At 62.0% G+C, this 2,473-nt stretch carries 1 protein-coding gene; it reads left to right on the top strand.

Features of this window, described 5'->3' with window-relative positions; all coding sequences use genetic code 11:
• The first annotated feature begins 39 nt into the window (after nt 1-39).
• Nucleotides 40-2,262, top strand: coding sequence for a pyrroloquinoline quinone-dependent dehydrogenase (locus JNL55_RS34735; RefSeq protein WP_293865754.1), 2,223 nt, complete (start codon nt 40-42; stop codon nt 2,260-2,262).
• Nucleotides 2,263-2,473 lie beyond the last annotated feature (211 nt).

A 2,473-nucleotide genomic window follows, 5' to 3' on the forward strand; every position in this document is an offset into this window, starting at 1 on the left:
AGCCTCGCCGAGTAGCCTTGCTGTGAGAAGAGAACCTCATTGAACACTCAGACAACGCTTTGGCTCTTCTCCGTAACGCTGCTCGCTTCAATGCTATTGCCGCTGATCCTGGCTGCAGTGCTGTCATGGTTACGAGTCGATCGGGCTTGGCGCTGGGGCGTGCCTGCGACTGCGGCGGCACTGGTACCTTGGATTGCGGTGGGTGTCGCCGTCCCGATTCGGGTCGCGGTGACCTGCGCCGGTGTGCTGCTCACGTGGGCGGCGATGACTTATCCCAAGCGTGCGCTGTATGCAGCCGTAGCCTTGGCGTTGCTGACCGTGATCACATGGAGCATCGGCATATACGGACTGCGTGCCGATCTGGACGTAAAAAATTTCGCCGTCGCGCCGTCCGGAACGGACACGGTCATCGATGCACCATGGACGCACTTCGCTGCGAGCGCCTCGGCCACTCAATATACCCGCGCCCTGCAAATCACACCGCAAAACGTCGCTGACCTCGAACTCGCGTGGGTCTATCGCACCGGTGAGACCTCACGCCGCGATCCGCGCCAGGTGAAAAAGAGCGATTTCGCCAATACACCCATCATCGCCGGCGGATCGCTGATCGCCTGCACGGCGTGGAATCGCATCATCGCGCTGGACCCTGCGAGCGGCGCTGAAAAGTGGGTCTTCGATCCCGGCCTGACGATCGAACTGGAAGGCGACATGAAATATGTGTGCAGATCGGTCGCTGCCTGGCGAGATCCCGACGCGCCGAATGAAGCACCGTGCGCGGAACGCTTGCTCATGGGCACGAACGATCTGCGCATCTTTGCGATCGATGCGCGCTCCGGCCAGCGCTGCGAGCACTTCGGCCACAATGGCGAAGTCCAGGTCGAAATCAGCGGCCCGCCGCTGTCCCAACCCGGCGCGGTCAAGTTCAACGCACCACCCATGGTGGTAAATGGAATCGCCATCTTCGGCTCTGCAATTCTGGACGGCTACTTGCCGAACCGTCCTCGTGGCACCGTGCGTGCCTTCGATGCACGCACCGGTGAACCGAAGTGGACCTTCGAACCGCTACCCGACGATCCGACGGATGCAGCTGCCCTCACCTGGAACAACGGCAACTCCGCGGATTTCGGTGGCGGCAATGTCTGGGCCGACATGTCCTCGGACGCTGCTCGCGATCTGGTTTTTCTGCCGACATCGAGCCCCTCGATGGATCATTACGGCGGGCTGCGCCCCGGCGACAACCGCTATGCGAACTCCATCGTCGCCCTGCGTGCCGCGACGGGGAAAATCGTTTGGAGCTACCAGACCGTGCACCACGACATCTGGGACTACGACCTGCCGAGCGCACCCATGCTCATCGACCTGGAGATCAAGGGCCGCACGGTTCCCGCAGTCGTGCAGTTGACTAAGCAAGGACTAGTGTTCGTGTTGCATCGGGAAACTGGCGAGCCGCTGTTCCCGATCGAGGAACGGCCCTTCCCTGCGAGCGACCTGGCCGGCGAATGGACCTCGCCCACCCAACCCATTCCTGCGACCATGCCGGCACTGATGCCGCAGGGCCTGCGCCCGGAGGATGCTTGGGGCATTACGCTCTGGGATCGTGAACGGTGCCGCGAGACGATCGCGCGCTATCGCTCGACCGGCCTCTACGATCCCGTCAGCGTCGATGGCACCATCATGTTTCCGCTCTACATCGGCGGCACCAATCTCGGCATGCGCGCCTATGACCCACAGCGCAAATTGCTGATCGCCAGCACGATTCGCATCGCCGCTTCGCTAGCCGTCGCGGATAACACCCCAGGTAATGCCCCAGCCAATGCAACAGCTGTCGGCCCGTATCGGCACGGCCTGACTCGACGCGTGCTGTCGCCATTCGACATTCCTTGCAATCCACCTCCCTGGGGAACGCTCATGGCGCTGGACTTGGAGCGGCAAAAGATCGTCTGGGAAGTCCCCTTGGGTAGCATCGAGAAGTTGGGCCGCTTGCCCATCCCCATTGGCTGGGGCACACCCAGCCGCGGCGGGCCGATGCTCACTGGCGGCGGCGTGACCTTCATCGCAGCAACGATGGACGATGCGATCCGCGCCTTCGATACCGCGAGCGGTAAGGAACTGTGGAAACGACGGTTGCCGGCAGGTGGCCAAGCGACGCCGATGAGTTATATCGCCAATGGCAGGCAGTACGTCGTGATTGCAGCCGGCGGGCACCAGGGAATGGGCACCACCTCCGGCGACTACATGTTGGCCTTCGCGCTACCGAACTAGACAAGCGCGACGAGTTGCCAAAAAAAAGCGGTGACCATGACGGCCACCGCTTGCTCATCGCCTCATCTATATCAGAACGCGATACCTACCTTGATGCCCACTGTGCGAGGCCGCGTGCGGTTGGCCTGGAACCAGCCCCAGTACGGATCCATCAAGCGGTTTTCGTTGGTGAGGTTGGTGGCGAACAGCTCGACGCTGACTTGGTTCCAAC

The organism is Steroidobacter sp. (assembly GCF_016790065.1).
Lineage (GTDB): Bacteria > Pseudomonadota > Gammaproteobacteria > Steroidobacterales > Steroidobacteraceae > Steroidobacter.